This is a genomic window from Planosporangium flavigriseum, from assembly GCF_011947225.1.
GTDB classification, from domain to species: Bacteria; Actinomycetota; Actinomycetes; order Mycobacteriales; family Micromonosporaceae; genus Planosporangium; species Planosporangium flavigriseum.
Genome location: NZ_JAATVW010000001.1, coordinates 223,338 through 249,097, shown reverse-complemented (window position 1 = coordinate 249,097; position 25,760 = coordinate 223,338). Strand labels below are relative to the sequence as shown.

The following is a 25,760-nucleotide window of genomic DNA, read 5'->3' as shown; positions in this document are numbered from 1 at the left end:
CATGGGCGACACAGAGTTCAATGCGGGCACCTGGCTCGTCCACCGCCACGTGACTGAGGGCCGTGGCGACCGGGTGGCGGTCCGCAGGGGCACGAGGCTACTCACCTACGCGGAGCTGGAGAACCTCGTCGGGACCGTCACCGCCGCCCTGCGCGCTCTGGGGCTCCGGCGCGACGACCGCGTCCTGTTTGTCGCCAACGACGACGTGCCCCTGTTCGCCGGCATCCTCGCGGCGTTCTGCGGCGGGTTCGTGGCCGTGCCGATCTCCACGATGCTGGGAGAGAAGGAGCTGGGTCAGACCATCGCCGATTCCGGCGCCGCGGTGGTGGTGGCAAGCGCAGAGTACGCGCCGCAGGTGCAGCAGGCGGTCGCCGCGGCGCCTGAACTGCGGCACCTGGTGTGCGACGGCGACACGGTGCTCACGGCTCCCGCTGGCGTCACGTCCTGGACCTGGGCGGAGCTGGTAGCAGCGGGGGAGCGGGAACCGCAGCAACGGCGCGAGCCTGCCAAGACCGGAGAGGACGCCTGGGCGCTGTGGCTCTACACCTCCGGCACCACCGGATCGCCGAAGGGGGCGATGCACCGACACGCCAACATCCGCCACGTCTGCGAGACCTATGGTCAGCAGGTACTGGGCATCCGGCCGGACGACGTCTGCTTCTCCATCGCCAAGCTCTTCTTCGCGTACGGCATCGGCAACTCGATGTTCTTCCCACTGTCCGTGGGAGCCTCCACAGTGCTCGAACCGCGCCGCCCCGCGCCCGCCGTGACCGCGGAGCGGATGCCCGCTGACCGGCCGACGCTGTTCTTCGGCGTCCCCACCTTCTACGCGGCGCTGCTCGGCAGCGACCTGCCCGACGACACCTTTGCCTCCGTACGGCTGGGCACCTCTGCGGGGGAGCCGCTGCCCGCGCCGCTGCAGCAGCGCTTCACCCGGCGCTTCGGCGTCGAGATCATCGACGGCATCGGCTCCACCGAGGCGCTGCACATCTTCCTGTCCAACCGACCCGGCGAGGTCCGCCCGGGCACCACCGGCCGTCCGGTGCCCGGCTACGACATCGAGCTTCGCGACGGTACGGGCGCGCGCGTGGCCGACGGCGAGCCCGGCGCGCTGTACGTGCGTGGAGAATCGATCGCCCTCGGCTACTGGCGCCGTACTGACGCCAGTCGCACCGTGTTCGCGGGCGAGTGGCTCAACACCGGCGACACCTACGTACGCGCGCCGGACGGCTTTTACACCTGTATGGGCCGCAGCAACGACCTGCTCAAGGCGGGCGGCATCTGGGTGTCGCCGGCCGAGGTCGAGAGCCGTCTGCTGGAGCACCCGGCGGTCGCAGAGGTCGCTGTCGTCGGCATCACCGACGCGTACGGTCTCGACAAACCGGTCGCCTGCGTGGTCCCCCGCGGTGAGGTCACCGCCGAGGAGCTCATCCAGTGGTGCCGCGACGGCCTGGCTTCGTTCAAGCGCCCCCGCCAGGTCGTCTTCCTCGACACGCTACCCAAGACCGCCACCGGCAAGCTCCAGCGCTTCCGGGTGCGCGAACTGGTGACGGGTCTCGCGGGAGATCAGCAGCCCATGATCATGCAAGGAGCCGGTGGATGAGTTCCCTCGACGTCGACCTGCTCATCGTCGGAGCGGGGCCGGTCGGCCTCTTCGGCGCCTACTACGCCGGTGTGCGCGGCCTCAGGACAGCGGTCGTCGACTCGCTGAGTCAGGTCGGCGGCCAGGTCAGCGCGATGTACCCGGAGAAGCAGATCTTCGACATCGCCGGGTTCCCCGCGGTCTCCGGTCGGCGGCTCATCGCCAACCTGGTGGAGCAGGCCGCGCCGTACGAACCGGTGTACCTGTTGGGCCAGGAGGCGCAGCGGCTCGACCGCGTCCCCGGCGACGGCCGGTCCGACCTGCTCGTGGTCAAGACCAGCGCCGGGACCGAGATCACCGCCGGGGCGATCGTGGTGACCGGAGGCATCGGCACGTTCACCCCGCGCCCGCTGCCGGCCGGCGAGGAGTTCCTCGGCCGGGGCCTGGCGTACTTCGTGCCGGACAGCGCCGACTACCTCTCTAAGAACGTGGTGATCGTTGGCGGGGGCGACAGCGCGGTGGACTGGGCCCTCATGCTCCAGCCCATCGCTGCAACCGTCACGCTCGTGCACCGCCGCGCCGCGTTCCGGGCTCACCCCGGCTCGGTCGAGCGGCTCAAAGCATCACCTGTGGACATCATCACCAACGCCCAGGTCACCGCAGCCCACGGGGACGGCCGGCTCGAACGGGTAGAGATCAGCGTGACCGGCGAGGAGAGCCCGCGCACGCTGCCGTGCGACAAGCTCGTCGCGGCCCTCGGCTTCACCGCCAACCTCGGACCGCTGCACGAGTGGGGCCTTGAGCTGCACGACAACCGCCACCTTGTGGTCGACTCCGCGATGCGTACCAACGTGCCCGGCATCTTCGCCGCCGGCGACATCGCCGACTACGACGGCAAGGTCCGCCTGATCGCGGTCGGCTTCGGCGAGGTGGCGACCGCGGTCAACAACGCCGCGGTGCACATCGACCCCGATGCTCAGCTGTTCCCGGGCCACTCGACCGACAGCCCGGCGTCGGCCCCGCTGCCCGTCCAGGCCTAGCGCGCACGTCTTCCATCAGGAGATCCACATATGCCGTACATCATCGCCGAGCCCTGCATCGACGTCATGGACAAGTCGTGCGTGGAGGAGTGCCCGGTCGACTGCATCTACGAGGGGGAGCGCAAGCTCTACATCAATCCCAAGGAGTGCATTGACTGCGGCGCCTGTGAACCGGTATGCCCGGTCGAGGCGATCAGCCAGGACCGGCGGGTCGCGCCGGAGCACGTCGACTTCGTCGAGGACAACCGTCGCTTCTTCGTCGAGGTGCTGCCGGGCCGCGACGCGCCGATCGGCGCGCCAGGAGGCTCACACAAGGCGGGCCGCATCGGCATGGACACCCCGTTGGTTGCGGGCCGGTAGGAGGACGACGACATGCTCGACGGCACCCCACTCATCGATGCGCACGTCCACGTGCCGATGCTGGACACGCTGCGGCCGGCTTGGCTGCAGTGGGCCCGCGACTTCGGTGTGGAAGGCATCCTGGAGGACGTCTGGGACGGCGACGGCGCGCCGCGCCCGGCGCGCCTCGACGAGGTCTTCGCCGCCCAGGGCGTCGACGTGGCGCTCCTGTTCTGCGAGTACAGCCCCAAGGCGACCGGAATGCAGACCTTCGAGGACCTGCTGCCGACCGTCGAGTACAACCCCGCCAGGTTCCGCCCCGTCGCCAACGTCAACCCGCACCTGCACTTCCCGATCGCGGCCGAGCTGCGCCGGCAGCTCGACCTCGGGGCAGCCGCGCTGAAGCTGCATCCGGTGCACGGCGGTTTCCGCTGCGACGACGCGGCGCTGTACCCGGCGTACCAGGTGCTCGAAGAGCGGGGCGTCCCACTCGTCGTGCACTGCGGCACCAGTTCGTTCCCGGGAGCGGCGAACGAGAACGCTGACCCGCAGTTCCTCATCCCGGTCGTGCGGGACTTTCCCGGGCTGAACGTCGTGCTCGCGCACGGCGGGCGGGGCTGGTGGTACGACGCGGCGGCCTTCCTCGCGCTGTCGAACGACACCGTCTGGATCGAGCTGTCGGGGCTGCCGCCCAAACGGCTGCCCGAGTACTACGCCAAGTTCGACCTCGGCCGCCTGGCCCGAAAGTGGATCTTCGGGACCGACTGGCCGGGCGTGCCGGGTACGGCGGTCAACGCCCGCGCCGTCGCCGGGCTGCTGCCCGACGAGGTCGCCGCGGCCGTTCTCGCGGGGAATGCGATGAAGGTGTACGCCGGCCTGCCGTCGATTCAGCCAGTGGGGGAGTGAGCAATGCCTGTCTACGCCCTTGGTGATCTGGTGCCCCGCATCCACCCGGACGCCTATGTCCACCCGGACGCCGTCGTCATCGGCGACGTCACCATCGGCGCCGAGTCGTCGGTGTGGCCGACGGCGGTGCTGCGGGCCGACTTCGGCCGCATCGAGATCGGCGAGCGTACGTCCATCCAGGACGGCACGATCCTGCACACCACCGCGCAGTGGCCGACCGTGGTCGGCAGTGACTGCGTAGTCGGACACAACGCTCATCTGGAGGGGTGCACGATCGAGGACCGCTGCCTTATCGGTTCGGGCTCACTGGTTCTCAACCGCGCCGTTGTGCGCGTGGGATCGGTGATCGGCGCCCAGGCGCTCGTACCCGAGGACCGGGAGGTCCCTGCCGGGCACATGGCGCTCGGCGTACCCGCCCGTACCCGGCCGATGGACACCGCCGTGCAGGCCGAATGGATCGCCCACGGAGTACGCGAGTACGTCGGCAACGCCAAGCGCTACCGGGATGAGCTGCGCAGGCTCGACCTATGAGGCTGGACCCGTCAGCGGCGGCGCTCCAGGAACGCGGTCATGTGGTCGTATTTGTCCGCGGTCTCGAACAGCACGGCCTGCGCCACGTCATCGAAGCGAGGGTGAGCGCCGGGCGGTGCGGCCAGGGCGAGCTTTGTCAGGCGCAGCGCCAGCGGTGCGTTCCGAGCGATCCGGGTGGCCAGCCGGTCCGCCGTGGCCAGCAGCTCGTCCTCGGGTACCAGCTCGTTGACCAGTCTGACCGCCAGCGCCTCCTCGGCGGACACCGTCTTCCGGCGAGCAGAATCTCCTTCGCGAGGGGCTCGCCGACCAGCTCACGCAGGCGCCAGCAGGCACCGGCGGCGGCCATGATGCCAAGCCCCGCCTCCGGATTGCCGAACCGGGCGCGCGAGGTTGCGATGCGGAAGTCGCAGGCATAGGCCAGCTCCGCGCCGCCGCCGAGGGCCGGGCCGTCGACGGCGGCGATCGTGGGTAGCGGCAGCCGGGCGATCCGGTCGGACAGGCCGCTGTTGATGCCCGCGAGCGCATCCTCGCGGCGGCGTTCGCGCAGCTCGCGAATGTCCGCGCCGTCGCCGGTACAGCCCACAGTTCAAGGCCGAGGCCGTGCAGATGGTGATCGAGACCGGCAAGCCGATCGCCGTGGCGGCCCGTGACCTCGGTTGGGGGCGGGACGCAGCCCGCCACCTTTCGCCGCTGGCATAGGCGCTCACGATTCCGGCCGATGTCAGTACCGCCAGCACCCGCGATCATGATTCGTCGGACGTGCTGACGTCCCTGTGTGTTGCCCTGCCTGTCGGTAACCACCGGACTTCCCCGTCGCCTTCTGTCCTTATTGGACGGTATGCGGGGCACCTTCCGCTGTCAGGTACATCAACAGGCGGAGACTCCGAAAGGCGGTGCCGAGCGCCCGCGACCGAAAATTGTGCTGTTTCTCACATTAACGCTCCGCTGGAACGCCTTCATCGACACATCTCATTTTGCAAAGTCGCACACCAGCGGCCTGTGGTCCGGCTTCACCGGGGCGTCCGGAAGGCGGTCGAGGGGCGTGACTGCGATCAATACGGTCGTGACCTAATGAACATTGATCAATACAATCAGTGCGCGTCTAGGAAAGGGGGACCGGTGGCGACGGGCATCTCTTCCGGACTACTGGACGAGCGACGCGTTCAGTCCCTGTTCAAGCAGACGATCCTCGGCCCACATGCCGGGCCGTTCGCGGTGACGATCGGGTTTACGGTGGCCGGCCAGTGCGTCGCGGCCCCGGACGCGTTCTCTGGCCAACGTTTTGACCCCGACGGTGGGTCTGCCTTCGCATCGGCACCGAAGGCGTCGGTGAATGCCTCGTGGCTAGTTGACGAGCCTGCGCTGGTGGCCACGGAGTGGTCGGCCGCGGCGCAGATGATGGGCAACGCACACCCCGGGCACCTGCCGTGCTGACCCGACGGCGGTCGACGCACTGTCCGGTGGACGGCGCCGACCTGGCTCGTCGGCTCACCGGGGCGTTCACGCCAGCCCGAGAATCCGCTGCCCCGGCGGCGACCACGACTTCGCAGCCTGGGCCGATGTCCACCCGCAGCCGACCGCGGCTGGCGGGCGACAGATGAGGAGGATCTGCACATGGGCAGCTACTTCACCACCGAGGGTCACGAGAGACTACGAGACGAGGTCCGCACCTTCGCGGAGGCCGAGGTGCGGCCCCGGATACCGGAGATGGAGGCGTCCCGGTCGGTCCAGCACGAGCTGTCCCGGTTGATCGCGCGCCAGGGCTGGATCGGTGTCACGATCAGCCCACAGTACGGCGGAATGGGCCTGGGGCACCTGGCGAAGACCATCATCATCGAGGAACTGTCGCGGGTCAGCGGTGCGATGGGCGCGATGGTGCAGGCCTCCCAGCTTGGCGTGGCGAAGATCGTGAACTTCGGCACGGAGGATCAGAAGAAGACCTGGTTGCCCGCGATCTCGGACGGGAGCTGTCTGCCCACCATCGCCGTCACTGAGCCGCAGTCCGGCGGCCACGTTCTCGGAATGGAGGCGAGTGCCGTCCGCGACGGCGACGACTACATTCTCAACGGCCGGAAGGTGTTCGTCGGCAACAGCCACGTCGGCGACCTGCACGGCGTCGTCGTACGCACCGGCCCGGGCTCCAGGGGGCTGTCGGCGTTCCTGGTGGAGTCCGATCGACCGGGCTTCTCGCTCGGCCCGCACCGGGTCGCGATGGGCCTGCACGGGTTCAGCTTCGGTGAGCTCGTCTTCGACAACTGCCGGGTCCCGGCGACGAACCTGCTCGGCGCCGAGGGGGACGGGCTGGCCGTGGCGTACTCATCCAGTGTCCTGTACGGCCGGCCCAACCTGACGGCCGTCTCGCTGGGCATCCACCAGGCCCTCATGGAGGAGACCTCGGCGTTCGTCGCCCAGCGGTACCGCTACGGCAAGCCGCTGTACGAGCTGCCCTCGATCAAATTGAAGGTGGGGCAGATGCAGTCCCGGCTGATGACGGCCCGGCTGGCCGCCTACCACGCGGTCCACCTGCTCGACCGGGGACTGCCCTGCGACGCGGAGCTGATGAACGCCAAGCTCATCAATGTCGAGTACGCGCTGGACTCGGCGCGTAACGCGATGGAGGTACACGCCGCCACCGGGCTGTTCACCGACCGGCCGGTGGAGCGGTACGTGCGCGACGCCTACCACATCTTTGCCCCGGCTGGCACCTCCGACGTGCAGTTGCTTCGCCTGGGCGAGGTGGCGCTGGGCGCGTCGAAGGGGCAGTGGTCCCAGCGGCTCGCCGCGGTCGTGGCGGCGGCGTCGTGAGGCCCAGGACCTAGCGGCGCTGTCCTTCGCGCTGGTGGATGCGCTCCGTCAACTCGGCGGCCAGCGCCTTGATGGTCTTGAGCCCCGTGCGGCCCCACGGTCGCGGCTCGGTGTCCACCACGCAGATGGTGCCGAGGGTCGTGCCGGTGTGGTCGATGAGTGGAGCGCCGAGGTACGAGCGGATGCCGATCTCGTCGACCACCGGGTTTCCGGCGAATCGCGGGTAATCGCAGACGTCGTCGAGCACCAGCGCCTTACGTCGGACGACGACGTGCGGGCAGTAGCCGTGGTCGCGGGACATGACCCGACCCGGCTGCCCGGCAGCCGCGGTCTCGGGGTTGGCGCCGGCCGGCGGGGTGTGCAGGCCGGCGAAGTACTGACGGTTCTCGCTGATGAAGTTGACCATTGCGTAGGGAGCGCCGGTGATCTGGGCGAGCTTGTGGGCGAACTCGTCGAACTCGGGGTCCGGGGTTTCTCCGATCCCTAGTTCGCGCAGTCGCTGTACCCGATGCGGCGCCTCACGGTCTACAGGGGTCAGAGACTGGCGGCTGGCAAGGTCGTAGATCATCGTGGGCTCCTCAGCTGGCATGTGCGATGACGGGTTACGTGGAAAGGGATGTGGTGGCGCTGAGCAGGTGCTGGATCAGGGAGATCAGGGTGGAGGTCGCGGAGTGGGGTTGGCGGGCGTCGCACAGCACGACCGGGATATGCGGCTTCAGGTCGAGTGCCGCTCGCACCTCGTCGGGCTCGTAGTGGAAGGCGCCGTCGAAATCGTTGACCGCCACCAGGAAGTTGATGCCCCGGGATTCGAAGAAGTCCACCGCGGCGAAGCAGTCCTGCAGTCGGCGGGTATCGGCCAGGACGACCGCACCGAGCGCGCCGTCGGACAGTTCGTCCCACATGAACCAGAAGCGGTCCTGGCCCGGGGTGCCGAACATGTACAGAATGAGCTGGTCATCGATGGTGATCCGGCCGAAGTCCATGGCCACGGTCGTGGTGGACTTACTCTCCACCCCGGCCAGGCTGTCGGTCGCGGCGCTGGCCGTGGTGAGGATTTCTTCCGTGCTCAGGGGTTCTATTTCGCTGACCGAGCCGACAAAGGTCGTCTTGCCCACGCCGAAGCCACCAGCGATCAAGACTTTGAGCGCCGTAGGCAGTGGCTCAGAGTCGTCGTTGTAGGCCATTGAGAACTGCCTCCAGTACGATGCGATCGGACGGACCGGCGACAGGGCCGGGGGATGTCGTCGTCACTGCTCCCCAGTCGATCAGATCCGACAACAGCACCTTGGTGACGACGACAGGCAACTTCAGATGCGCGGCGACCTCCGCGACCGTGGTCGGGCCGGCGCACAGGCCAAGGGTCTGGGCGTGATCGGGCTCCAGGCGCGCCTGATGTACCCGTCCGGTGGACATGACCATGGAAACCAGATCCAGTTTGGTCGTCGGTCGGGTGCGTCCGTTACTCACGGTGTACGGGCGCACCAGCCGTCCAGCATCAGCGTCGAGCCAGCGCTCGTCCCTCGGGCCCGCCATACCCATCAGGCCGCGGTGTCAGGGGTGCTGGCCGAATGCCGTGCCGGCGTGGCCAGGTAGGGGCGGACGCTCTTGACCAGTTGCGACATTTCATAGCCGAGGACACCCGCATCCGCGCCGCGGGCCGCCAGCACGGCCAGGACCGCGCCGGAGCCGGCAGAGGAGACGAACAACAGGGTCTCGTCGAGCTCTGCCAGCACCTGTCGGACTCCGTTACCACCACTGAAGCGGTTTCCGGCGCTGCGAGCGAGAGAGAACAGCCCGGAGGCGATCGCGGCCAGATGGTCGGCGCTGTCGGGATCCAGGCCGTGGGCGGCCTTCTTCAGGCCGTCGGACGACAGCAGCAGGGCACTGCGGGTGTGGGGGACGCGCTGGACCAAGCTGGAAAGCAACCAGGTGAGATCGGTGGCCTGGCCCGCGGGGACATCGCGCAGCATGATGGGTGAGCTCTCCTTGGAGGAATGGCGATGCTTGTCAGCTGATGCTGTCGGTACGCCCGTGCGGGCCGTCTTCTTGGTCAGGTGCGGTCTCGGCGCGGCTCACGCCCCGCATGAACGAGGCGATCAGGCCCGGATCGTGGCCGACGACCGGCTCCTCGCGGGGGGTGGGGAGCTGCTGCAGTTGGGGCGCAAGGTGCGTTTGCCCGCGACGCTGTGGTAGTTGCGGACGGATGTCGTGACGGGTGGCCTGATCGGCGACCGGGGTAGGCGGGGACGTCGCCGGCCGGTGCTGGGCTTCCCGCATGCCCGGTTCAGGCGTCGACCCGGGGTTGTTGTCGACGGCGGGCATCGCGACGTCGGCCGGCTTGGCAAGCGGCTGTGGTGCGGAACCAGGCACCGTCGCCGAGGCGTAGGCGGGCAGGGCCGCTACCGGCTGCCGAGGTGCCGCTTGAGGCATCTGGTGCGCAGCCGCCTGCGGTCGGGGCTCGCCGGCCGGTGGCGACGCACCGAGCAGCCCATGGGGCACGATCACGACGGACTGGAGACCGCCGTAGATGTTGGTCTGTAGCCGCACGGTGATGCCATGCCGACGGGCGATGGCGGCGACCACGAACAGCCCGATCCGGCCGTCACGCAACAACTCTTCGATGTCTACCCGCGTGGGGTCCGCGAGAAGGGCGTTGGCTCGCTCCTGGTCCTCCAGCGCCATGCCGAGGCCCCGGTCCTCCACCTCGACGGCCAGGCCGGAAGTGACGCTCTGGGCGCGCAGCAGCACCTGGGTATGGGGCGGGGAGAACATGGTGGCGTTCTCCACGAGCTCGGCGACCAGATGGATGATGTCGGCGACGGCGTGACCGCTGAGCATGCCCTCGATCGGCGGCACCAGTTTGACCCGCGAATACTGCTCCACTTCGGCGATGGCTGAGCGCAACACCTCAGTCACGGCTACTGGTCTGCTCCACTGGCGCCGCGAGGCCGCGCCGCCCAGCACGGCGAGATTTTCGGCGTGGCGGCGCATGCGGGTGGCGAGATGGTCTACCTGGAAGAGTCCTTTGAGGAGATCCGGGTCCTCCACCTCGTTCTCCAGCTCGTCCAGCAGCTGGATCTCGCGGTGTACCAGCGACTGCAACCGACGAGAGAGGTTGACGAAGACCTCCACTCGCTGGTCAGGCCGCCCGGCAGGCATGAGGGTCGATGCTTGGATGACGGTCGCCTGGGCTACGAGCTGCGTTCGGTTCAGGTCATACTCGAGCAGCGCAAATATGTCGTCACCCTTGGTGGGGCGGCTTTCCGGGCCGCGTAGCGCGGGGCGTTCGCCGGCGCGTACCCGCTCGAGTAGCTGCTGGATCTCCGTGCCGCCCTGGGTGGCTGACGATCGTAGGGCGCTGACCCTCCCATGTAGAGCGTGCGCGAAACTGACGGCCAGGCGTTCGGCTGCGACCAGGACGATCGCACACCCTGCGAGGCCCGCGCCCAGCACCGCGCCCGTCGCGGGCGAGACGGGTCGGGCCGAAGCGGCGAGCACATAGGCCACCGTGGCCGCACCGAGCAGCGCGACAACGGCGGTGGGGAGTACGGCCATCCATCGGAGACGGGATCGTATGCCGTCCTCAGCGTGCGATTGGCGGGCCGTGGACCTGTCGTACCGTTCGCCTTCCCGGCGAACCGCACCCAGGTCAGGTGAGGAGAGTTCAGACATCAGCGTCCTCGGAACAGGGAGACCGGCCGACAGTGCAGGACACAGCGGTGGAACCTGCGCTTAGATAGGGGCAGTTCCATTTTTGTATGCCATCACCCTAGTGAAGGTGGCTCAGCTCACGCAAAGACGCTGGCAGGAGCGCAGGGCGCAACCATCCGGCCCGGCGTCCGGCATTGGCGGCGGCCTGTCTGGGTGGCATCTGGCAGGTCGGTGTCGGTACTGCGGACTCGACGTCGACCTGGACGTACGACACCGCCAACCGGGTCACCACCGTGGGGTACACCTACGACGCGCTCGGCCGTACCACCGCCATGTCGACCCACCGCATCGTTCCGGGCCGCCGTAGGCAGTCAGCCAGTCATCGACGGGCAAGCACCCTGTCCTCAATGCAGGCAATGTCAGATTTGCGAATTTAGTGCCTATTTAGCGTCTGTCGCGGCCATGGTGCTTGCACGTTGTGCATTGATCGCGTGACTTTTTCTTAGTTCCATTGACTGCTAGCCGAAGTGCTTACGATGACGGACCTCAGGTCAGCGTTCGGGTCCGCACCGGGTTCAATCAATGCCGGGCTCTCCTTGGCTCGACGGGTGAGGAAAGGGCGCGATAACTATGTCCTCCGAGCTGTGGGTCGGCTCGGCGCTGCCCACCTCCGCGGATGACCGGCCTGTGGTCCTCTATCAGAGTGACCGTACCCGGGTCACCCGGGTACGCCTTCCCGGCGTGACCGCGATCCGTAAAGAGGCCCTCGGTCGGAGCGCGACAGCCCGAATCCAGCACGAGCTTTCGATCATGCAACGGCTCGCCGCGGTTCCAGGAGTGATCCGGCCGGTCGCCGAGGCGTACCCCGACGGGCACTCGATCGTGTTCGAGGACGTGGCCGGTCGGCCGCTGGCCGACGTCCTGCGATCAGGCCACCTGCTCCCGGCTGCCCTGCCGCAGTTAGCGCTCGCGCTTGCCCGGATCATCGCGGACGTCCACCGGGCGGGTGTCGTGCATCGGGACGTGAACCCCGCAAACATTCTGCTGGCCGGCACCGGGTCCGATCTGTTGCTCATTGATTTCGACCTGGCCACGACGTTCGCCGAGGTGCGACCGGGCTTCACGCACCACCGTGACATCGTGGGCAGGCTGCCGTACCTGGCGCCGGAGCAGACCGGCCGCACGGGCCTTCCGGTGGATCTGCGCGCGGACCTGTACGCGCTCGGCGCGACGTTGTACGAGGTCGCCGCCGGGTATCCGCCGTTCGGCGACGGAGACCCGCTCCAGCTGGTACGGGACATTCTCGCGCGGGAGCCGCAGCCACTGGCTGAGGTCGTGCCCGGCATTTCCCAGGGGCTGTCGGATGTCGTGGCGCGGCTGCTGGAGAAGGAGCCCGAACGGCGCTATCAGAGCGCGGACGGCCTCGCGCACGACCTTTCCCTGCTGTGTGAGAACCCGAGCGTATCGCTGCGGCTCGGCGAACGAGACTTTCCCACCCGGCTGTCGCCACCGTCCGGTCTGGTCGGTCGGGACACCGAGCTCAACATGGTTCGGACGGCGCTCGACAATGCCCTGACCGGCCCGTCGCGGGGCCTGCTCGTCACCGGGGCGCCGGGGGTCGGCAAGTCGGCGCTGATCGCTGCGCTTCGGCCGATGGTGACGGCACGTGGAGGCTGGTTCGTGTCCGGCAAGGCCGACCAGTACCGTCGCGACACCGCATCCGGGGTGGTCGTTCAAGCGCTGAGTGGGCTGGGCCGGCTGCTGCTGGCCGAGCCGGAGGCGGAGTTGGCCGCCCAGCGGGAAGGGATCCTGCAGGCCCTCGGCGTCAACGCCGGGCTGATCACCGCCGCAGCCCCGGAGTTCGCCACGCTACTGGGGGCGGACCACCAGGTTGTCGGCGACGACCCGGTCGAGGTCGAGGCCCGGCTGCGCCAGGCGGCACTGGACCTGCTCGGTGTGGTCGCGTCGCCCGACCGGCCGATCGTGCTGTTCCTTGACGACCTGCAGTGGGCGAGCGCGTCCGCGATCGGGATTCTGGACGCGATCCAGACCGATGCGGACCTGCGCGGTCTCCTGCTGGTCGGCGCCTACCGGGAACGGGAGGTCGACGCCGCGCATCCGCTGACCGCTGTGTTCTCCCGCTGGGAGCAGTTGGGCGTTGCACCGCAGTTGGTGCGCCTGGACAACCTCCCCGCCGGGGACTTGAGCGCGCTGGTGGGGCAGATGCTTCGACTGCCCGCCGCTCAGGCAGCGGCGCTCGCCACCCTTCTCGGCGAGCACACCGGCGGCAACCCTTTCGATACGGTCGAACTGGTCAACGCGTTACGCCGGGACGGCGCACTGGTGCTCAGCGAGAGTGGCTGGAGCTGGGAGGAAGCGTCCATTCGCCGCTACGTGGGCCACGGTGACGTCGTCGATCTGCTCAAGGACCGGATCGAGCGTCTTGCGGGCGCCGACCGCGAGACGCTGGAGATCATGGCGTGCCTCGGCGGTGAGGTGAGCCGCGATCTGCTCGCTGCGGCGAGCGGCCGTCCCCCTTCGGCCGTACCGGACCTGCTCGCGGCCGCACTGGAGGATGGGCTGCTCGTCATGGACGAGGCCGACGGGGCGGACCCGGCCGGTGGCTCGGGCGCGGTGCGTTTCCGCCACGACCGGGTGCAGCAGGCGGCCCGGGCCGGGCTCGATCCGGGCGCCCGGAGCACGCTGCAGCTGGCCATCGCGCGCCGGCTCGCCACCCGACCCGAGTTCCGGGCCCAGGCCGCGGAGCAGTACCTGGTGACGGTGGACGCGCTTCACGACGGAGAAGAGCAGCGACTGGCGGCCGCCCTGTTCGAGGAGGCCGCCACCGGTGCGACCCGGATCAGCAACCACGCGATCGCCGAGCGGTACCTGGCCACGGCGGTCCGCCTGCGGCGATCGTTCGATGACGCCCCGGCCAACCGGTCGCTGGTGCGGTTGGAGACCGCGTGGCATTCGGCGCTGTACAGCCTCGGCCGCCTTGATGAGGCCGACGACGTGTACCGGTCGATCGAGCGGCGGTGCGACGATCCGATCGACCTGGTGGACGCAGCCGGCATCCAGATCTGCAGCCTGACCAACCGGCAGCGGCCGGCCGACGGGGTCGTGCTCGGGTTCGCCCTGCTCGAGCGGCTGGGTTTCGCGGTGCCGGGAGAAAACGTCCACGAAGAGATCCAGAAGCGCAATGCCGTCATGTACGAGTGGATCGACCACGTGACGGTTGACGAGGACCTGCGTCGGCCCGAGCTCAGCGACCGGCGGGCACTCGCCGCCAGCCGGCTTCTCGCACGGATCAAGCAGCCCGCGTTTTTCGCCTTCATGAGCGACCAGACGGCCCTGCCGTGGCTGATCACCGAGGCCCAGCGACTGTGGGACGAGTACGGCCCGTGCGCCCCGCTGGTGTCCACCATCGCTGCCGCCTGCTTCAGCACCATCATGGTGGGCGACGACTTCGCTACCGGTGTCCGGCTGACCCGGCACGCGTTGGCGGTGGGTGAGGGACGTCGCTACGGGCCCGTCATCGCCGAGGCGCGTTACCTGTACGCCGTCAGCGGCTGCCACTGGTTCGAGCCGATCGAGGAGGAGATCCGGCAGGGCCGGGCGGCCCGGGAGGCGCTGCAGCGCATCGGTGACCTGCAGTCGACGTGCCTGGCGTTCTGGCCGTCGATCTTCTCGTTGCTCGACTGCGGGCCGACCCTTGCCGACCTTGACAGCGAGGTCGATGCCGCCGTGGCGTTCGCGGAACGCACGGGCAACGATGCGGCGGCCGTGATCCAGCGCGGTGTCTACCGGCAGTTCGTCCGGGCCTTGTCGGGCGAGACCGTCGCACCCGGCAGCTTCACCGACGCCACGTTCGACGAGAGCACCGACCTCGGCGAAAACCCGCGGTTGCTGGCGCACTACCACGTCTACCGGGCCCTGTCCGCAGCCCTGTTCGGCGACGCGGAGGCGCTGGCCCGGCACGCCGAGATGGCGATGCGGCTGAACCTCATCATCAAGAATCTGTATCCGAGTGCGGTGGCTCATCTGCTCCGGGCGCTGGCCATGGCGCACCGGATCCAGACCGTCGCGCCGGATGAGCGATCGGACCTACTGTTCGAACTGGACCGCTGCCGGGAATGGCTGGCGCAACGGGCCCAGGACGCGCCCGAGAACTTCGGACATCTGCTGCGGCTGGTCGAGGCCGAACGCGCCTGGGCGGTCGACGACTTCCGCGGGGCCGCCACCGCCTTCGACGCGGCCCTGCGCGAGGCGGAGCTTCGGCAACGCCCCTGGCACCGGGCGCTGATCGCCGAACGGGCCGCGCTGTTCCACCTTGCGCACGGCCTCGAGCGGACCGGCCGTGGCCTGCTTGCCGAGGCCCGCCAGCGGTACGCGGAGTGGGGCGCGGCCGGGAAGGTGCGCGAGCTGGACCGGACGCATCCGTTCCTGCGGCACGCCGATGCGGCAGCCGAGGACACCCGGCCCCGCCGGGACCGGATGACCGGCAGCAGCGTCTCGTCCGACAACATCGACATGCTCGCCATCCTGCGGGCTTCGCAGGCCCTGAGCTCGGAGACCGACCTGGGCCGCCTGTACACCAGCGTCACCGAGCAGATGCGGTCGATCACGGGCGCGACCGGTGTACGGCTGCTGCTCTTCGACGATGAAGCCGGGGACTGGGTCATGCCGGTGACCGGCGCCGACGGCGGCGGTACGGCGATCCCGGTGCAGGAAGCCGGCGAGCGTGGCCTGCTGGCGCTGACGGCATTCCGGTACGCGGAGCGCACCCGGGAACCATTGCTGGTCGAGAACGCCGCCCGTGACGACCGCTTCGCCCGGGACCCCTACTTCGCGGGCCTGGACCGGTGCTCGATGCTCGTGGTGCCCATCCTCAACCAGGGCACCATGCGGGCGGCCCTCCTGCTGGAAAACAGGCTCAGCAGTGGTGCTTTCTCCGCCGACCGTCTCGACGCGGTGATGCTCATCGCCGGTCAGCTCGCGGTGTCACTCGACAACGCGCTGCTGTATCGACGTCTGGAGGACAAGGTCGCCGACCGTACCAGGGCTCTGCAGGCAGCCAACGAGCAACTGGAAGCCCTCAGCTTGACCGATCCGCTCACCGGACTCGCCAACAGGCGCCGGTTCGATGACGTCCTGGAGGCTGCTTGGCAGAGCGCCGCGGCCACTGGTACGACGATCGGTATCGCCATGATCGATATTGACCACTTCAAGTGGTACAACGACGAGTACGGCCACCTCGCGGGCGACGAGTGTCTGCGAATGGTCGCCCGTGCCCTGGCCGGCAGTGTGCGGGAGGGCGTCGATCTCGTCTGCCGATACGGCGGAGAAGAATTCGCCATCATCTTGCCCGGCGCAGACGCGGCTCGGGCCAATGAGATCAGCGAACGTGCCCGCTCGGCCGTTGCCGCACTCGCGCAGCCCCATGCCAGGTCGGAACTTGGATTCGTCACCCTCAGCGCCGGCGCAGCGATCATGACGCCCGCCGCCGGGTACTCCGCAGACGCTCTCGTCAACGCCGCCGACACAGCCCTGTACCAGGCGAAGCAGTATGGCCGTAACCGGGTGCGGGTGGCCGGGTTATCCGTGTGAGGGGGGCGACTGACAAGCTTCCGTCGGAGCTACTTTAGTGGCACCGATGCGTTGTGGGACCGGGGACGTGTTCAACCCCCGCCGGGTCCGCGGTCAGATCGTACTGCTCGACGTGGTGCCACACCGACGGGATCAGCTCGTCCAGGACGGCGGGGTAGACCGCCGCGGCATCGGTAACCACCTCGGCGGGCGTTACCTCCAATATCGACAGCGCCGGTCGGAAGAATCGCCGGGCCGCGTCGTCGTCGGAAGCGTCACCTGGCGAGCAAGCCCGGGTGGGGTGAACTGCTCCAGGGTCGGTAGCGGCTCGAGTCCTGGGAAGGATCACGCCGACCGATGCTAATGGACAGAGGTACGGATAGAGCCGCCTAAATGGAGAGCTGACGGCGACGGAAGGCGGACGAGGGTGTCGATGTGGGCCGATATGGACGGCCGTCCGTGTAGCCGATGACCCAGCGTTAGGTCCGTCTATTGACAGGTGACACAGCGCGTATTGACAGGTGAAACGGCGCCTACCAGTATTCAGCCGACAAATCGGGGGAGGGGCCCAAATCCATGCTGTCTGCTTCGCTTCGCGCTGCCCAGAAACTTCGCCAACGGAGCAGGCGGGTCGTGTCTGACGCTCCCGCGTCGCCTACTCGCCGTCGTGCGGTCGCCTTGAGTACTGCGGTGTCGCTCTTCGGTCTTGCAACGGTCCCCGCGACCCCGGCCGCGGCGTCCGTCACGTCGCCGAGCGGGAGCACTGCGCCGATGACCATTGCGCGCGCTCTCGCCGCGCCGCAGACGACGATCACCGGCGCCTCGTACGTCATCGTGCCGTCCTCGGGTACGCCGAACGGGGTTTCGGACAGCGCGCTGGCGGGCTTCCCGTCCAGCGGGTCGTCGTCGTTCGGCATTCTCACCACCGGCAACGTCGCCGACGTGCCGAAGCCGGGTGTGTTCGGCAGCAGCTCGCTCAGGACGACGGCAGTGTCGGGGCGCGGCAACTCCGCCTTCGATGTGACCGTGCTCAAGGTCGACCTCACCGTGCCGCCGTCCGCGAACTGCCTGACCTTCGACTTCAAGTTCCTGTCGCAGGAGTACCCCGTCTACTCCGGTGGCAGCTATAACGACGCGTTCATCGCCGAACTGGACAGCAGCACCTGGACTACCAACGGCACGACGATCAGCGCGCCGAAGGACTTCGCACTGGATTCGTCGAAGAAGGTCGTCAGCATCAACTCGGCCGGCCTCGGCGGACTGAGCCCGGCCAACGGGGCGGGTACCGAGTTCAACGGCGCAGCCAAATTCCCGGCAGGGTGGGGAACCGACTCGGGGAAGGCTGCCGGTGGTGCCACCGGCCTGCTGCAGGCCTCAACCCAGGTCACGCCCGGCGCGCACTCGGTGTACTTCTCGATCTTCGACAACGGCGACAGCCAGGTCGACTCCGCTGTGTTCCTGCACGGTCTGATCGCCGGCTTCGTGCCCGACCCGGCGACCAACTGCGTCCCCGGCGCCACGCCGGTCAACTACCAGCTCGCGATGGCACCCGCCGCCGGTACCGGAAACATCGGCATCGCCCAGTCGGTCGCCGCGACGCTGACCACCGCCGACGGTGCCCCCTACCAGAACGCCCCGGTCAACTTCACCGTCGCGGGCGCGAACCCGACGACCGGTACCGTGACGACTGACGCGTCCGGCAACGCGGTGTTCAGCTACACCGGTTCGACCTATGGCACCGACCAGATCTCTGCTTGTTACCAGCCTTCAGGCGCCACGTCGTGCATCGCCCGCGCGTCGGCGACTCGCACCTGGACCGCGCCGCTGAACATCACCGCGGACAACCAGACGATCACCTATGGCGACGAGGATCCGGTCTTCACGTACCGCACGTCGGGGTTACTCGGCACCGATCAGCTGACGACCGCGCCGACCTGTGGGGTGAGTGGGGCGCACGCCGCGGCCGGGACCTACCCGATCGTCTGCTCCGGCGCGTCCGCCAAGACCGGCTACGTGACCACCTACACCGCCGGCACCCTCACCGTCGCCAAGGCGGCGGCGACGATCGTGGCGAGTAACGCCAGCCAGACCTACGGCGAGGCCACCCCGAAGCTCGATTACACCGTCAACGGCCTGCGCAACGGTGACACCCTCACCACGGCGCCGACCTGCGCCGCCCAGGGCAGCCACACTGCGGCGGGCACCTACCCGATCAATTGCTCCGGCGCCGATGCGGGTCCGAACTACACCCTCAGCTACGCGCCCGGCACCCTGACCGTCGGCACCGGGGTCGTCACCGTGACGCCCGACAGCGCTTCGGTGGTCTACGGCGACGCCGACCCCACGTTCACCTACAAGATCAGCGGCTTGGTCGGGGGCGACCAGCTGACCAGCGAACCCACCTGCGGCGTGCAGGGCCCGCACACCGACGCCGGCACCTACGACATCACCTGCACCGGTGCCGACGCCGGGGGCAACTACACGGTTCGCTACGCGCCGGCGACGCTTGCGGTGGGCAAGAAGGTCGGGCTGATCACCGCCGACCCGAAGCGCAGCACGTACGGCCAGAGCGACCCGTCGTTCAGCTACACCGTCGCCGGCCTGGTCGGCGCTGACAAGCTCGCCAGCGAGCCGACCTGCGGCGTGGCCGACAAGCACGCCGACGCCGGGACGTACCCCATCACGTGTTCCGGCGGTGACGCAGGCGGCAACTACACGTTGCAGTACGCGACCGGCACGCTCACCGTGGACAAGGCTCCGCTCGTGGTCATCGCCGACAACCAGGCTCGGCAGTACGGCGGCGACGACCCGACGTTCACCTCGAGCGTCGCCGGCCTGGTCGGCGCCGACCAGCTCACCACCCCGGCCTCCTGCCAGGTCGCGCCCGCGCATTCCAACGCCGGCAGCTACGAGATCACCTGTGCCAACGCCGCCGCCAACAGCAATTACACGATCAGTTACGCACCTGGCACGTTGACGGTGACGCAGGCTCCGGTGGTGATCACCGCGAACCCAGCCACCCGCGAATACGGCACTGCCGATCCGGCTTTCACCTACCAGGTGCAAGGCCTGCTCGGCACGGACGATCTGTCCAGCGAGCCGACCTGCGGCGCGGCCGACGGCCACCAGCACGTCGGCAGTTACGGCATCGCCTGCGCCGGCGCCGACGCCGGGAACAACTACGCGATCAGCTACTCGCCTGGCACCTTGACCATCACCGCCGCGACCGCGACCGTGACGGCGAACGACCAGGGCGCCACGTACGGCGGCAGCGAGCCGGCCTTCACCTACACCGTGACCGGTCTGGTCGGCGCCGACAAGCTGACCAGTGCGCCGACCTGCGGGGTCGACGGCGATCACTCCAGTGCTCGCACCTACACGATCACCTGCAGCGGGGGCGATGCCGGCTCGGACTACGTGCTCGACTACAAGCCCGGCACCTACGTGGTCAGCCCGGCGGTCGTCACCGTGACCGCCGACAACCAGTCGCGGCGCTACGGCGCTGACGACCCGACCTTCACCTGGAAGGCGACCGGTCTGGTCGGGCAGGACACCTTCCAGACCCCGGCGGTCTGCGAGGTGTCCGCCGGCCACCACGATGCGGGCAGCTACCCGATCACCTGCAGCGGCGCGGAGGCCGGCCCGAATTACACGATCCGCTACTCCGATGGCGCACTGGCCGTGCAGCAGGCGCCGCTCGTGGTCCAGGCCGGCAACGCAAGCAGCACGTACGGTGATGCCACTCCGGAGATCGGGTACACGGTGACCGGGCTGATCGGCAACGACGGCCTGCAGACCGAGCCGACCTGCGCCGCGGCGAACCCGCACACTGCTGCCGGCAGCTACCAGACCGCCTGCAGCGGTGCCGAGGCGGGCGGGAACTACCACATCACCTACGCTCCGGGGACGCTGAGCGTCGGTAAGGCGGTGGTCACTGTGACCGCCGACAGTGCGTCGACGATCTATGGCCAAGCAGACCCGGCGTTCCATTACTCGGTCTCGGGTCTGGTCGGCTCCGACACGCTCGGCACCACCCCGACCTGCGCGGTCACCGACGCGCACAGCCAGGCGGGCACGTACCCGATTGCTTGCACCGGTGCCGATGCGGGCCCGAACTACACGGTCGCCTATGTGGCGGGCACGCTCACCGTTGCCAAGGCCCCCGGCGTGGTGACCGCCGCGTCCCAGACCATCACCTACGGGGAGAAGGACCCGGCGTTCACCTACACCGTATCCGGCCTGCAGCCTGGTGAATCGCTGGTGGCGCAGCCGACCTGCCGGGTGGACGGCCCGCACACCGCCGCCGGCACCTACCCGATCGTCTGCTCCGGCGGCGATGGCGGCGGCAACTACACGCTGTCGTACCAGGCTGGGACGCTGACCGTGCTCAAGGCGGCGGTTCGCATCAGCGCGAACGACCAGTCGATCAGCTACGGCAGCAGCGACCCGACCTTCGGGTACACGATCGCGGGTCTCGTCGGCTCGGACAACCTAATCAGCGCACCGACCTGTGGCGTGACCGGACCGCACAGTGCGGCGGGCAGCTACGCCATCACCTGCACCAGCGCGGACGCGGGCGGTAACTACACCGTCGATTACGCCCCGGCCACGCTCACGGTGAACAAGGCCGCGCTGACGGTGAACGCGCCGAGCCCGGCAACCACGTACGGAGTCGCCGCGTCGTCGATCGTGCTGAACCCGTCGCTGAGCGGATTCGTCGCGGCCGACACCGCAGCCTCGACCGGTCTGGACGCCATTCGGTGTGCCACCACGGCGAGTGTCATCGGCGGCGGCAGCTACCCGGCCGGCAGCTACCCGGTCACCTGCGCCGGGCCGGACAGCACCGCCAACTACGCCGTGACCTACACGGCCGGCACGCTGACCGTCGCCAAGGCTGTCCTGACCGTCGCCGCGAACGACGCCACCCGCGTTTACCAGGGTGCCGACCCGGTGTTCACGGCCACCATCAGCGGCCTGGTCAACGGCGACACCGCGGCGGCGTACTCGGGGGACCCGGCCTTGAGCACCACCGCGACCGAAACGTCGCACGCCGGGACCTACCCCATCACCCCAGCGCAGGGCACGCTGGCATCGGCGAACTACACGTTCGCGTTCCGGCCGGGCACCCTGACGGTCAACAAGGCGGCCGCCAAGCTGACGCCAGCTGGTGTGCTGGTCACCCTGGCGCGCGGAGGTGCCACCGTCAGGTTCGGCACGCTCACCGCGACGCTGACCTTCGGCAGCCCGGCCCAGCCGGCCGTTGGACAGACCATCGCGTTCACCTCCGGCGGCAAGGCCATGTGTACCGCGGTCACCGGCGCAAACGGTGCCGCGATCTGCCAGATCAGCGTTCTGCAAGACGCCTGGGTGATCCGGCAACGCGGTTACACGGCCACCTTCGCCGGCAGCCAGGACCTGTTGGCTACCACCGCCACCGGAGGCCTGTTCAACTTCACGTCCTGACAGGCAGCGGCACGAACGCCCCGGCGGGAGCGGAGAACACCTCCGCGCCCGCCGGGGCGGTCCTCAGGCGATCCGAGGTCGGGGGCAATCCCACCCCAACTGTCGGTTGGCGGGGCGCGGCAATCGCGGCGGGTCGATTTGCTGAGAAAGTTACGGCGCGTGCGGTTTCGCCGAACCGCGCTCTCCGCTCACGGTAATCGCCTGTGCACGCTGAGTGACCTATGGATAGCGTGGCTTAAAGCCAGAACTAAGTGTCTTTTAAGTGTGCTGTTCGCCGTGGTGCGGCGGTCCGGCCGGCTGGTATCAACACCGCTGTGGAACGACGACAAGGCAGCCTCATGGCCGCCGAGCGTTGGTTGGGTACGGACCGCCCCGGACCGGACATGGACGGGGTCATCGCCGCAGCCGATGCGACACGCCGGGCAGTGGAAGAACCGCTCTTCATAGACCAACAACCGCCCTTCATAGACCGGGAACCGCTCTTCGCAGACGAAGAACCGCTTTACCTAGACCTGAGCGAGGAGCCACGTGGCGGTTCCGCCGCGTACGACCCGCACCGGTCACGCACGGGACCGAGGCGGGTCAACGCCGGCAACCGCTTGTTCTTCGTGATCCTGTTCTGGTTCGCCCTGGCCGCCAGCGTCGAGGTGTGGTGGCTCGGCAACCCCTCGGGCTCGATCACCGGGGCGGGTCCGGCGCTGATCGCGGCCGGTCAGATCACCGGGCTGGTCGGCGGTTTCGTGCTGCTGGTCCAGGTCCTGATGATGAGCCGGGTGGCCTGGCTGGAGCAGTGGGTCGGCGCGCACGACCTGCTGATCTGGCACCGGTCGCTGGGCGGAGTCCTGGTCATCCTGATACCGGCACACGCGGTGTTGACCATCTTCGGGTACGCCGCGGCGGCGAACGTCTCGGCGGGCCGTGAAACGTGGACCATGCTCACCACGTACGAAGACATGATCAGCGCCTTCGTCGCCACCGGCGTGCTGGTCGCGATCGGGGCGCTGTCGATTCGCGCGATCCGGCGGCGGATGCCGTACGAACTCTGGTACTACGTGCACCTGGCCACCTACCTCGTGCTGCTGCTCGGATACGGCCACCAGTTCGCGGACGGCACGGACCTCCTGCGGGGCGGCTTCGCCCGGTGGTACTGGACCAGCCTGTACGTGTTCGTGGTCGTCTGCCTGATCTGGGGCCGGGTGCTGGAGCCGCTCTGGCTGAACCTGCGGCACCGCTTCCGGGTGGTGGCGGTCGTTGGCGAGGCTCCGGACATGGTGTCGATCTATGTCGGCGGCCGGCGCCTGGACAAACTGGAGGCCCAGGCCGGTCAGTACTTCCGCTGGCGCTTCCTGACCCGCGGCAACTGGTGGCAGGCGCATCCGTTCTCGCTGTCGGCGGCGCCGAACAGCGACTGGCTGCGCCTGACGGTCAAGATCGTCGGTGATCACACCCGCGGCCTGCAGCGCCTCAAACCCGGTGACCGGGTGTACGCCGAGGGCCCGTCGGGGGCGTTCACCGCGGACCGCCGGGTCCGGCCGGGAGCGCTGCTGATCGCCGGCGGCAGCGGCATCGCGCCGATCCGGGCGCTGCTGGAGGACCTCCCGGCCGGCACGGTCGTCCTGTACCGTGCCACCTCCGCCGACGACCTGGTCTTCCGCGACGAACTGGACAGCCTGGCGGTCGAGAAGCGCGCGCAGGTCTGGTACGTCCTGGGCGGGCGCGACGATCCCGCGCCGCGGCACCTGTTCACCCCTACCGGCATGCGCGAACTGGTACCCGACGTCCGCAGGCGTGACGTGTACCTGTGCGGCCCGAACGGGCTCATCTCGATGTCGGTCAAGGTACTGCGCCGCCTGCGCGTACCGAAGCGTCAGATCCACCTTGACCCGTTCGAATTCTGATCTGGGAGATTGTCGTGCGTAGAGCCACCGCTGCGCTGCTGGGCACCGTTGCCGGCACCGCCCTGCTCGTCGGTGCCAAGTACGGAACCAGCCCGGCGTCCGGTGCCGGCATCAGCAACACCTCGAGCCTTGCCGGGCCGGCTGCGGGCGGGGAGCCGGGCATGCCCGACCCGACCGCGGGCAGCGGCGGCGGTGCGGGGACGCCAAGCCCGACCACCGCGCCCGGGCCTGCTACTGCTTCCCCCGCGCCGACCGCCGCGAAGGCGACCGCTGGCGCCGGCACGACCGGCGGGACGACCGCGCCGGCCGCGCCGGCCGCGCCGGCCGCGCCGGCGGCCCCGGCGTGCACCACCGCCACCGGTAGCGCGGCCAGCGTGTCGAAGCCGGGTATCGGGGCGGTCACCGTGACCATCAAGGTCTGCGGGGGCGCGATGAGCAGCGCCTCGGGCGCGCTGAGCCAGTCGAACTGGAGCAAGAACACGAGCGCGATCCCGGCGCTGAACACCATGGCTGTCCAGTACTACAAGACCGGCTTCTCCCAGATCCACTACTCGGGTGCGAGCCTCACCAGCGCCGCGTACCAGGCATCGCTCAAAGTGGCGCTGACCAAGGCCGGAATCTGAGCGGGGCGCACGCCGACATGAGCAGACTGCGCCGGGCCGAGGACATGATGGGCACGATGATCGCCATCGACCTGGCCGACCCGCTACCCGAGGCCACCCTCGCTGCGCTCGCCGACGACTTCTTCTCGTGGATGCGCGAGGTCGACCGGAGGTTCAGTACCTACAAGCCGGACAGCGAGGTGTGCCGGCTGCACCGCGGGGAGCTGCCACCGGCGCAGTGGTCCGACCACCTGCGCGAGGTCCTCGACGCCTGCGCGCGGCTGTGGCGCGACACGGATGGCTACTTCGACGTGTACGCCACCGGCCCGCTCGACCCGTCCGGTTACGTCAAGGGCTGGGCGGCCGAGGTCGCCTCGGCACGGCTCGTCGCCGGTGGCAGCACCAACCACTTCATCAACGCCGGCGGCGACGTACGGGTCCGCGGCTGCCCCGCACCCGGCGAGCGGTGGCACATTCCGATTCGCCACCCCTGGCAGCACGACGGGGCGTACCTGGTGGTGGCCGGCAACGACCTCGCGATAGCGACGTCCGGCACGTACGAGCGGGGATTCCACGTGGTCAACCCGCGCACCGGGGAGCCGGCGCAGGCGCTGCGGTCGGTGACCGTGGTCGGCCCGGATCTGGCCGTGGCCGACGCGTACGCCACCGCCGGGGTGGCCATGAGCATGGCCGGCCTGCCGTGGCTGGCCGCGCTGCCCGGCTACGAGGTGGCGGTGGTGACCGAGGACGGGCAGGGATTCCGTTCGCCGGGGCTGCCGGAGGTACCGGCGTCGATCTTTACCGCCCCCGCTGGCTGATCAAGACCGCCGTCGAGTTGTGGATGGCTTGCCGCCACGGCCGTTGCCATCATGCCTCATCATCACCGATCTCGACAGCGTCATTGCCGCTGGCAGTTATCAGCCTGGAAGGACTGCGATGGCGTCGACGGAGATGCGTCGTCCACCGGCAAGTCCGACAATGGCGGCTGAGCGTGCGGGGGGGTTGTTCGGGAAGACGTCGGCGTACACCTTGTTGATAGTCGGAAGGTCGGCAAGGTCGGCGTAGAAGACGGTGGTCTTGACGACGTACTGAAGGCCCGACCCGGCCGCACGCAACGCCTGCTCGATATTGGCGAACGCCTGGCGGCATTCGGCCTCGAAGTCTCCCTCCGGCACTGCGCCGGTCGACTGGTCGATGCCTGTCTGGGCGGAGAGGAACAGCAGGTGCCCGGTGCGGACCACGGGCGAGTACGGTCCGAGTGGGCGGGGTACATCAGCGCCGGTAACGACCTCGTGGAGCATTAGTACATACCTCCGTTGTCCAAATCAGATTTAGCTCGAATAGCTGCGGACTG

19 protein-coding genes and 2 pseudogenes are annotated in these 25,760 nt (G+C 68.8%); 13 read left to right on the top strand and 8 right to left on the bottom strand.

All coding sequences use genetic code 11. The annotated features are described in order from the left end of the window. Nucleotide 1 precedes the first annotated feature (1 nt). The 5 genes from HC028_RS01005 to HC028_RS00985 are packed head-to-tail and all read left to right on the top strand — an operon-like array spanning nt 2 to nt 4,398. Nucleotides 2–1,603, top strand: coding sequence for a benzoate-CoA ligase family protein (locus HC028_RS01005; protein WP_203981360.1), 1,602 nt, complete (start codon nt 2–4; stop codon nt 1,601–1,603). Beyond that, nucleotides 1,600–2,622 carry an NAD(P)/FAD-dependent oxidoreductase gene (locus HC028_RS01000; protein ID WP_168071795.1) on the top strand — a complete coding sequence of 341 codons (1,023 nt, stop codon included), beginning with the start codon at nt 1,600–1,602 and terminating at the stop codon, nt 2,620–2,622. Before HC028_RS01005 ends, HC028_RS01000 begins: the two co-directional genes overlap by 4 nt. 30 nt (nt 2,623–2,652) lie before the next feature. Next, complete coding sequence (gene fdxA, locus HC028_RS00995) at nt 2,653–2,982, top strand: ferredoxin (protein ID WP_168071794.1); 330 nt, start codon at nt 2,653–2,655, stop codon at nt 2,980–2,982. Between the two features lie 12 nt (nt 2,983–2,994). Beyond that, nucleotides 2,995–3,867 (top strand): amidohydrolase family protein, encoded by an 873-nt coding sequence (locus tag HC028_RS00990; protein ID WP_168071793.1) that lies wholly within the window; start codon nt 2,995–2,997, stop codon nt 3,865–3,867. Nucleotides 3,868–3,870: 3 nt separating this feature from the next. Next, nucleotides 3,871–4,398: a gamma carbonic anhydrase family protein gene (locus HC028_RS00985; RefSeq protein WP_168071792.1), complete on the top strand. Its 528-nt coding sequence runs from the start codon at nt 3,871–3,873 to the stop codon at nt 4,396–4,398. A gap of 11 nt (nt 4,399–4,409) precedes the next feature. Here the strand turns inward: HC028_RS00985 and HC028_RS00980 are convergent. Continuing rightward, a pseudogene (locus tag HC028_RS00980) lies at nt 4,410–4,978 on the bottom strand (enoyl-CoA hydratase/isomerase family protein); the annotation flags it as partial. A gap of 26 nt (nt 4,979–5,004) precedes the next feature. Here HC028_RS00980 and HC028_RS28635 point away from each other — a divergent pair. From HC028_RS28635 to HC028_RS00965, 3 genes are all read left to right on the top strand, one after another. Then, a complete protein-coding gene (locus tag HC028_RS28635) occupies nt 5,005–5,097 on the top strand; it encodes a hypothetical protein (protein WP_373313943.1) in 93 nt (30 codons plus the stop codon). A gap of 420 nt (nt 5,098–5,517) precedes the next feature. Then, nucleotides 5,518–5,832: a hypothetical protein gene (locus tag HC028_RS00970; protein ID WP_168071791.1), complete on the top strand. Its 315-nt coding sequence runs from the start codon at nt 5,518–5,520 to the stop codon at nt 5,830–5,832. 180 nt (nt 5,833–6,012) lie between these two features. Then, nucleotides 6,013–7,203, top strand: a complete 1,191-nt coding sequence (locus HC028_RS00965) for an acyl-CoA dehydrogenase family protein (RefSeq protein ID WP_168071790.1) — start codon at nt 6,013–6,015, stop codon at nt 7,201–7,203. A 10-nt stretch (nt 7,204–7,213) separates the two neighbouring features. Here the strand turns inward: HC028_RS00965 and HC028_RS00960 are convergent, their stop codons facing one another. Genes HC028_RS00960 through HC028_RS00940 form a run of 5 tightly spaced genes read right to left on the bottom strand, consistent with a single transcriptional unit; the run spans nt 7,214 to nt 10,758 of the window. After that, entirely contained in the window at nt 7,214–7,771 is a 558-nt protein-coding gene (locus tag HC028_RS00960; RefSeq protein ID WP_168071789.1) for a GAF domain-containing protein, read from the bottom strand. A 34-nt stretch (nt 7,772–7,805) separates the two neighbouring features. Continuing rightward, a complete protein-coding gene (locus tag HC028_RS00955; RefSeq protein ID WP_168071788.1) occupies nt 7,806–8,387 on the bottom strand; it encodes a GTP-binding protein in 582 nt (193 codons plus the stop codon). Beyond that, complete coding sequence (locus HC028_RS00950; protein ID WP_168071787.1) at nt 8,365–8,742, bottom strand: DUF742 domain-containing protein; 378 nt, start codon at nt 8,740–8,742, stop codon at nt 8,365–8,367. The genes HC028_RS00955 and HC028_RS00950 overlap by 23 nt, the downstream gene beginning before the upstream one ends. Then, nucleotides 8,742–9,173, bottom strand: a complete 432-nt coding sequence (locus HC028_RS00945) for a roadblock/LC7 domain-containing protein (RefSeq protein ID WP_168071786.1) — start codon at nt 9,171–9,173, stop codon at nt 8,742–8,744. Before HC028_RS00945 ends, HC028_RS00950 begins: the two co-directional genes overlap by 1 nt. A 37-nt stretch (nt 9,174–9,210) precedes the next feature. Beyond that, nucleotides 9,211–10,758: a sensor histidine kinase gene (locus tag HC028_RS00940; protein WP_168071785.1), complete on the bottom strand. Its 1,548-nt coding sequence runs from the start codon at nt 10,756–10,758 to the stop codon at nt 9,211–9,213. 726 nt (nt 10,759–11,484) lie between these two features. Here HC028_RS00940 and HC028_RS00935 point away from each other — a divergent pair. Further along, nucleotides 11,485–16,464 (top strand): diguanylate cyclase domain-containing protein, encoded by a 4,980-nt coding sequence (locus HC028_RS00935; protein ID WP_168071784.1) that lies wholly within the window; start codon nt 11,485–11,487, stop codon nt 16,462–16,464. A gap of 115 nt (nt 16,465–16,579) precedes the next feature. Here HC028_RS00935 and HC028_RS27225 read toward each other — a convergent pair. Beyond that, nucleotides 16,580–16,711: pseudogene (locus HC028_RS27225) on the bottom strand (IS6 family transposase); the annotation flags it as partial. 503 nt (nt 16,712–17,214) lie between these two features. Between HC028_RS27225 and HC028_RS00930 the strand changes: the two are divergent. The 4 genes from HC028_RS00930 to HC028_RS00915 all read left to right on the top strand — a co-directional run bounded on the left by HC028_RS00930 (nt 17,215) and on the right by HC028_RS00915 (nt 25,224). After that, entirely contained in the window at nt 17,215–21,906 is a 4,692-nt protein-coding gene (locus HC028_RS00930; protein WP_168071783.1) for an MBG domain-containing protein, read from the top strand. 608 nt (nt 21,907–22,514) lie between these two features. Further along, nucleotides 22,515–23,804, top strand: a complete 1,290-nt coding sequence (locus tag HC028_RS00925) for a ferredoxin reductase family protein (protein WP_239075520.1) — start codon at nt 22,515–22,517, stop codon at nt 23,802–23,804. A 14-nt stretch (nt 23,805–23,818) separates the two neighbouring features. Continuing rightward, on the top strand, nt 23,819–24,427 hold the full coding sequence (locus HC028_RS26930; protein WP_203981359.1) for a hypothetical protein: 609 nt from the start codon (nt 23,819–23,821) through the stop codon (nt 24,425–24,427). Nucleotides 24,428–24,474: 47 nt separating this feature from the next. Then, nucleotides 24,475–25,224 carry an FAD:protein FMN transferase gene (locus tag HC028_RS00915; protein ID WP_168072203.1) on the top strand — a complete coding sequence of 250 codons (750 nt, stop codon included), beginning with the start codon at nt 24,475–24,477 and terminating at the stop codon, nt 25,222–25,224. A 99-nt stretch (nt 25,225–25,323) separates the two neighbouring features. Here the strand turns inward: HC028_RS00915 and HC028_RS00910 are convergent, their stop codons facing one another. Next, complete coding sequence (locus tag HC028_RS00910; RefSeq protein ID WP_203981358.1) at nt 25,324–25,707, bottom strand: RidA family protein; 384 nt, start codon at nt 25,705–25,707, stop codon at nt 25,324–25,326. Between the last annotated feature and the right edge of the window lie 53 nt (nt 25,708–25,760).